The organism is Bradyrhizobium sp., from assembly GCF_017881085.1.
In the GTDB taxonomy this organism is placed as follows: Bacteria; Pseudomonadota; Alphaproteobacteria; order Rhizobiales; family Xanthobacteraceae; genus Bradyrhizobium.
The window spans coordinates 1-7,989 of the sequence record NZ_JADGRI010000259.1 but is presented as its reverse complement, the minus strand read 5'-3'; the positions used below and the strand labels follow the sequence as shown (position 1 = coordinate 7,989).

Annotated in this window: 4 protein-coding genes; 1 reads left to right on the top strand and 3 read right to left on the bottom strand. The window is 64.9% G+C overall.

Features of this window, described 5'->3' with window-relative positions; all coding sequences use genetic code 11:
* Positions 1-54 precede the first annotated feature (54 nt).
* The gene (locus QZ213_RS21020; RefSeq protein ID WP_291688020.1) at positions 55-2,283 is read left to right on the top strand and encodes a penicillin-binding protein 1A; all 2,229 of its coding nucleotides are present in this window, start codon (positions 55-57) and stop codon (positions 2,281-2,283) included.
* A gap of 59 nt (positions 2,284-2,342) precedes the next feature.
* On the opposite strand, the gene QZ213_RS21015 is transcribed toward QZ213_RS21020, so the two are convergent.
* The 3 genes from QZ213_RS21015 to QZ213_RS21005 form a co-directional block, all read right to left on the bottom strand.
* On the bottom strand, positions 2,343-5,126 hold the full coding sequence (locus QZ213_RS21015) for an EAL domain-containing protein (protein WP_291688019.1): 2,784 nt from the start codon (positions 5,124-5,126) through the stop codon (positions 2,343-2,345).
* A 427-nt stretch (positions 5,127-5,553) separates the two neighbouring features.
* A complete protein-coding gene (locus tag QZ213_RS21010) occupies positions 5,554-6,975 on the bottom strand; it encodes a 4-amino-4-deoxy-L-arabinose transferase (protein ID WP_291688018.1) in 1,422 nt (473 codons plus the stop codon).
* A 200-nt stretch (positions 6,976-7,175) separates the two neighbouring features.
* Positions 7,176-7,989: SprT family zinc-dependent metalloprotease (locus QZ213_RS21005; protein ID WP_291688017.1), on the bottom strand; the 814-nt coding region annotated here is incomplete at its 5' end.

Genomic DNA, 7,989 nt, shown 5'->3' with positions numbered 1-7,989 from the left:
ACGGCTTTAAACCCCGCCCGCTAATGTCATGCATCGGGGCGCGAGCGTTTGCGTATGGCGTGGGGACGAAAAAAGGGCGGCGGTCGCAAGGAGCCGCAATTCGGGCTCGGCGCATCGCTGGCCGGATTGCGCCTCGGCCCGCAGGATCGCGTCTCGGTCGCCGACGACGAGAAGCCGAAGAAATCATCCGCCAGACGCAAGCCCGTTGAGCCAGATGAAGACGACGATAATGCGCCGCGCGAGCGCAAGCCGAAGCCTGCCCGCATGAGCCGCAAGCGCAAATCGCGAGGCCGGGCGCGCGCCGGCCTGTTCCGGCTGTTCTATTGGGGCGCGGTGCTCGGCCTGTGGGCGGCGATCGCGATTGTCGGCGCCGTGGTCTGGGCCGGCGCGCATCTGCCGCCCATCCAGGCGCTTGAAATCCCGAAGCGCCCGCCGACGATCCAGATCACAGGCCTCGACGGCAGCGTGCTGGCGAGCCGCGGCGAAATGGCCGGCGCCAATGTTTCGCTGAAGGACCTGCCGCCCTATCTGCCGAAGGCCTTCATCGCCATCGAAGATCGCCGGTTCTATTCGCATTACGGGGTCGATCCCTGGGGCATCATGCGCGCGGCGGTGGCGAACGTGCTGCATCGCGGCGTTTCGCAGGGCGGCTCGACGCTGACCCAGCAGCTCGCCAAGAACCTGTTTTTGACGCAGGAGCGCACACTGCAGCGCAAGTTGCAGGAAGTCGAACTCGCGCTTTGGCTGGAGCGCAAGCATTCCAAATCGGAGATTCTCGAGCTCTATCTCAACCGGGTCTATTTCGGCTCCGGCGCCTATGGCGTCGAGGCCGCCGCCCAGCGCTATTTCGGCAAGTCGGCCAAGGCCGTAACGCTGGCGGAGGCCGCGATGCTCGCAGGCCTCGTCAAATCGCCGTCGCGGCTGGCGCCGAACCGCAATCCGGAAGGCGCCGAGAAGCGGGCGCAGATCGTGCTTGCCGCCATGGCGGACGCCAAATTCATCACCGAAGCGCAGGCGCAGGCCTCGATCGGGCATCCCTCCTACAATGTGAAGGCGGCGGGCGCCGGCACGGTCAACTACGTGGCGGACTGGATCGGCGAGGTGCTCGACGACCTCGTCGGCCAGATCGACCAGAACATCGTGGTCGAAACCACCATCGAGCCGAAGCTGCAGGCCGTCGCGGAAGCCGCCGTCATCGACGAGCTTGCGGCAAAAAGCGTCAAGTTCAATGTCAGCCAGGGCGCGCTGGTGGCGATGACGCCTGACGGCGCGGTGCGCGCCATGGTCGGCGGCCGCAACTATGCCGAAAGCCAGTACAACCGCGCCGTGACCGCCAAACGCCAGCCGGGTTCGGCGTTCAAGCCGTTCGTCTATCTCACCGCGATCGAGGCCGGGCTGACGCCGGACACGATCCGGCAGGATGCGCCGCTGGACGTCAAGGGATGGAAACCGGAAAACTACAGCCGCGAATATTTCGGCGCGGTGACGCTGACGCAGGCGCTGGCGATGTCGCTCAACACGGTCGCGGTGCGGCTCGGACTGGAAGTGGGGCCGAAGAACGTGGTGCGCACCGCGCACCGGCTCGGCATCGCGTCGCGGCTCGACGCCAACGCCTCGATCGCGCTCGGCACCTCGGAGGTTTCGCTCCTGGAACTGGTCGGCGCCTATGCGCCGTTCGCCAATGGTGGCCTCGGGGTCTCGCCGCATGTCGTGACCAGGATCCGCACCGATGGCGGCAAGGTGCTGTATGCAAGGCAGCCCGACCAACCTGGCCAGGTGATCGAACCGCGCCATGTCGCTGCCATGAACACCATGATGCAGGAGACGCTGCTCTCGGGCACCGCGCACAAGGCGGAGCTTCCGGGCTGGATGGCCGCCGGCAAGACTGGCACCAGCCAGGATTTCCGTGACGCCTGGTTCATCGGCTACACCGCCAATCTCGTCACCGGCGTCTGGCTCGGCAATGACGACAATTCGCCGACCAGGAAGGCGACCGGCGGCGGTCTGCCGGTGGAAGTCTGGACCCGCTTCATGAAAGCCGCCCACCAGGGCGTGCCGGTTGCGGCGTTGCCGACTTCGCAAGGAGGCGGCTTGTTCTCGAACCTGATGCAGGCCGCGTCACAGGTGAGCCCGCCTTCCGCGCCGGCGGCGCCCGCGCCAGGTCCGCTCGCGCCGGTTCCCTCGGCTAGCCCGAACCGGCCCGCGCCGACGCGCACGTCGGCCCGCCCGGAAGCCTCTGCGGGGTTGGACGGCTGGCTGGTGGATCGGCTGTTCGGGCGATAGAGGCGCTTCGGGCGAAGCGGCTATCGATCGCATATGGAAAGCGTATTCAGCCGCCCGGCTCAGGCTGCGCCAGCGACCGGGTCGCGACGCGATAGCAGGAGACGGCTGATGTCGGCGGCGGGGACCGCCGGACTGAACAGATAGCCTTGCATCTCCGTGCATCCGAGCTTGCGCAACATATCCAGTTGCTGCTCGGTCTCGACGCCCTCCGCCGTCGTCGTCATGTGGCGCGCGGCGGCGATGTTGACGACGGCCTGCACGATGCAGGCAGAACCCTCGGCCTCCGCCACGTCCTTGATGAAGCAGCGGTCGATCTTGATCTTGTCGAACGGGAAGCGCTGCAGATAGCTCAGCGAGGAATAGCCGGTGCCGAAATCGTCCAGCGCGATACCTACCCCGAGCTTGCGCAGCTGATGCAGCATGGCAAGCGCCGCCTCATCGTCGCGGATCAGAACCGCCTCGGTGATTTCCAGTTCCAGCCGGTGCGCCGGCAGACCTGAGGCGGCAAGCGCGACGGCGACCTTCAGTGCGAAGGCCTGGCTGCGGAACTGCACCGGCGAGACGTTGACCGCGAGCTTGATCTGGTCCGGCCAGCTTACCGCCTCGGCACACGCCGTGCCCAGCACCCATTCCCCCAGCGCATCGATCAGGCCGGTCTCCTCGGCGACCGGGATGAACTCGGCGGGCGAGATCATGCCGCGCTGGGGGTGACGCCAGCGCAGCAGCGCTTCGCAGCCCGTCACCCGGTTGTCCCTGAGGTGGACCAGCGGCTGGTAATGAATTTCGAACCCGCCGTCCGCGATCGCCTGACGAAGGTCCAGTTCCAGGGCGCGCAGCGCCTTCACGCGCGCATCCATGCCTGGCTCGAAGAAGCGATAGGTCCGCCGTCCATCGGCCTTGGCCTCGTACATGGCCAGATCGGCGCTCTTCAGCAGGTGATCCAGATCGGTGCCGTCCTGCGGCGCCAGCGCTACTCCGATGCTGGCGTCGGTCGTCAGCAGGTGGCCGACGCAATCGTAGGGCTCCCGGATCGCCTGGTAGATCCGCGCAATCAGATCCATGGTATCCGCCGGCCGCTCTACCGCAGTCTGGATGATCGCAAATTCGTCGCCGCCGAGCCGGGCAACGAAGTCGGTGACGGCAATGCAGCCGCGCAGGCGGCCGGCCACGGCCTTTAGCAGTTCATCACCGATCGAGTGCCCGAGCGAATCGTTGATTCTCTTGAATTCATCGATGTCGATGTAGAGCACCGCCAATTGCTTGCCGACCTCGATGGTCCGCAGCCCGCTATCGAGCCGTTCGCGGAACAGCACCCGGTTCGGCAAGTCGGTCAGCGCATCGTAATGCGCCATATGCACTATTTGTGTGTCGGCGCGCTTGCGCTCGGTGATGTCCTCCATCGTGGCGACCCAGCCGCCGGCTGCGAGCGGTTGGTTCAAGACCTGGATCGATCGTCCGCCGCTTGCCTCTACAATGTTGCAGTTAACCTCACCCAGCGCGACGTTGCGCCGGATATTGGCGCAATACTCCTCAACGTTGCCGACAAACGAGCCGGTCTCCTTGCGATGCGCGATGAGATCATGAAAGCTGCAACCGGGCTTCGCCACGTCCGGCGACAGCCCGTACATTTCGATGTAGGGCCGGTTGCAGACGACGAGATGCTCCGTTGCATCGTACATCAGCAGGCCCTGGGGAATATTGTTGACGGCGATGTCGAGCCGCTGCCTTTCCAGCGCCTCCAGTCGTTGCGACTGGCTTAGCTTGAGGTTGAGCTCTTCGATATCCTGCTTCTGGCGTTCGAGAGAGGCGGCGGTGCCGTTCAGGACGGTCATCAGCCCACCGAGCTCCCCCTTCGGGTAGGGCGGCAGAATGCGGGTGGCGAGATCACCGGCGCCCAGGCGTTGGGCCATCTCCACGATGCGGCTGATCTGGACGCGAATGGCGAATTCCGCCAGCAGCCAGACCCCGGCGAACAGCAATAGCGATAGAGCGCCCAAGCCGGCCATGTCTTGCGCAAGACGCCGGTTGGGAGCCGCCACCAGGTCCGATTTTGTGCGGCCGACCATGACGTGCAGATTGACGCCCCCGACGGCAAGCGTGTCGGCTACCGCCCAAACCTGGGTTTCGCCCTCAGTGCCGGCCAATTCCTTCGTTCCGCCGGGATTTTCAGCGGCGAAGCGGAACAGTGTGGAATCTGCGATCGAGGCGCCCGGCGCGTGCTCCCGGGGCCACGCCGGTGACCGGGTCAAGACCGTACCCTTGGCATCCGTCAGCAGGACTTCCAGCCCACGCGGCAGGTTCTGGATCTGCTCCTCCATAACCCTGTTGAGATCGAGCGAAGCCAGCAGGATGAACTGCAGCTGCCGGGCCTCATCGCGCGCCGGATGGGCAATTTGCAGAACGGCCGAGCCGGTGAGCCGGCCGAACACCGGCTCTATCACGACCGTGCGGGAGGCGAGCGCCTGCTTGAAGTAGTTGCGATCCCGCAAGTCGAGAACGCGCCCGGTGCGCAAGGAATCGCAGAACAGACTGCCATCGGGATCGATGGTCAGGATGCCGGTGAATTGAGGGTTCTTCTCGAGAACCTCGGCAAGAAAATTCGAACACGCCGCCTTGTCGCGGCCGGCGAGGTCGCGGGCGCGCGACAAGCCGAAATGAAGCTGGGTCGTAGCCTGGACCTTGGCGTCGAAGTTCGATGCAATCGTGCGCGCCGTAGCCGCCAGACCACCGATGGTGGCTTGGATCTCCTTGCCGCGATCCTGATAATATCGCCCACCTACAAGGATGGCCGGCAGCAAAGCGGTTCCCAGGACCAGCAACAGGAGGCGGCGGCGGATAGTCACGGGGCGCACCCTTGAGGATTGCGAAAGGCGGCCTTGCACATCGAATTTTCTATCCGACAGTCACGTGGTGACTGCGGGCCGCCGACATCTTCACCTCATAAGGATTGAGAAATAAAGTTCAGAGGCGGGTAATGCCGACCGCGGGGCGCGGAAGGCGCGCATCGTGCTTTAGCGCGGGTTAAGGCAGGCACCGCTTTTCGCCGGCTCGACAGGAGTCCGGACCGGAACCCAGAATCATTGAAATTGCGTGACGCCGTTTCCGGGTAAAAATACGGGCCAATCGCAATCTGGCGGGCGGCCGACTTTTCGGGATCATGCTCCAGACGGCGATCAAAGACCGACTCGCGCCAGCACGTCGTTGATCGTGAAAGATGCCGCGGCAGCGGCGTCACAGCCGCCGCCCCGCGCGTAGATACACACCTCGGAACTACCGACACTCTCGCATCCTCGCCGGGTGAAATTGGGGGGGCAATGCCTTTTCCATCGAGCGATGCGCGAGAATGCGATTGAAGGCCGGCGACGCGGTGGACGCGGTCGCCGCCAAATGCCCGGCGGCCAGCGGATCGGTCGAATACAGGACGAACATGGGCGCATTGCCGGCGAGACGATCTTTTCCCGTCAGCAGAGTGTATGGCGCGTCGTAAAGCGCCAGGCCGCACATCTGCGAATCGGCCCTGAGCTCCGAGGCCAGTTTAGCCGCGCCAATTCCGCGGAGCCAGTATTCCGGCATTGAGCCCGTTGCGGCGAGCACGGCGGAAATCCCGATCCAGCCGCCGACGATCAGCGGCACCGCAAGCCGGCGACACCAGGGCTTGCTCCGAAGCGTCAGCATCCAGTCGACCGAGCCGAGGGCTGCGATGATGACCAGCAGCACAACCGACAGGAAGATGAAGCGATACTCCTTGTGACCGATAAGGCTATGAAACGCGACGTTGACGAGAGCGGCCCACAGCAGCATCGGCGCATGCCGCCAACCCCTGAGGACGGCAAACACCAGCGGCACAAGGGCGATCGACCACATCGACCAAAAGCAATCGATGTAGGCGGTGGCAGGCATCACCCCAAATTCGGAGGCGCGATCGTACAACAGGTTTTGCCGGATGTTCGCGACGAGCCAGATGAATGGAACCGCACCGTGCGCCGCATCGACGGCCGCGCTCACGACCAAGATGGCGACACCGCCTGCCATGATCGGGAATATCCGGCTGTGGTGCTGCCAGCAGGCGCAGATCGCAAGCGTTGCGACTGCCGGCGCGTATTGGAAACGAAAGAGCACGGCGAGCGCCAGCAACGCACCGCCACCCAGGAGGTCCCGCTGTGACGGAGCCTCCCGCGTCAGCAACAACGCAGCGGGCAAGATGACCGCCGTTGCCAGCGGTTCGCCCAGCGTATGGGGCGCAAAATACACAAACTCGAACCAGATCGCGGCAACGAAACCAGCGACGACAGCATGCGTTCGGGACACGCGGGCGCCGAATGCCCAGGCAGAAACAACGATTGAGAGCGATGCCATCGCGACGACAAGGCGAGGCAGGATGAATGCACCCATCCCGCCCGGAACGAGCCAATCGCCAAGCACGACGGGGCCGGCCATCATGCCTGGCAGCAGCCAGCTCCGCATGCCTTCCCGCCATTCCCACGACACGATGCCGTCATGCCCGAGCATGCGCCAGGCCGGCTCCAGATACTGGAACATCTCGTCGGGGTGATGGAAGTTCGGCCAGAGGGCGAGTGGCAAACGTATCGCCGCGGCCAACAGCATGATCGCGGCGAGCGGATGCGTCCGCGCCGCTGCCAACATCAGATCGCTCGTGCCGCTGCGCCCTGCCGCGGCATTCGTCATCGTCATGGCCGGTCGCCTTGAGCTCGGGTGTGCTCCGCCCGCGCGACTATCGCCGGGAAGCGGTTAACACGGCGTCACTGCGGCAGCCCGGTTTTTGGCCGCGCGCGGGTACGGCATCGACGGCTCATGACGGGCCGATCCTGCGGCCCATCTAATGCCTTGATATATTTTGGAGATATCGAGCGCGCGTTTGTGGGCGCGCGAACTCAGTCCTGGATGCCGTAGCGGTGCAGGTCGTTGCCGGACGTATCAAGCCAGGTCTTGGCGCGCTCGACGTGACCGCAGACCCGGGCGACCACCTTCCAGAACCGCGCCGAATGGTTCATCTCGACCAGATGCGCCACTTCGTGCGCGGCGAGATAGTCGAGGACGTAAGGCGGCGCGAGGATCAGCCGCCACGAAAACGACAACGAACCGGCCGACGTGCAGGAGCCCCAGCGGCTCGACTGGTCGCGGATCGACAGCCGCTTTACCCTGACGTTCAGCGCTTCCGCATAGAACAGCGCCGCCTTGTGCAGGTCGCGGCGGACTTCGCGCTTGAGGTAATCATGCACCCGCCGCTCGATATGCTCAGGCCCGCCCGCCACGCACAGAATCCGCTCGCCGCTATCGCGCGTTTCCGTCCACACCGTGCCGCGCGAGCCCGCGCGATGCACGATCTTGTGCGCGACGCCGCGCAGCGGCACCACGGTGCCCGGCAGAAACGGTGCCGCTTTCGGCAAGCGGCCGAGGCGCGCCGCAATCCAGCCGCCGTGACGCTGCGCGAAATCCTTGGCGTCGGCGATGGTACCGCGCGGCGGCATGGTCAGGATCGCTTCGCGGTCGCTTGGATGAATGCGCAAGGTATAGCGGCGTGCGCGGCGGTGCCGGCGCAGCCGGACCGAATAGATCTGCGAGCCGTGCTTGACCAAAAGACGAGAAGGTTCGTAAGGCCGCCGATAAAGGAGGGCGCGAGTGGCCATGTCTGCGATTCCGGGGATCAGGAGTTCGCCCGGATTCTGCCATATCCGCCGCCAGTGA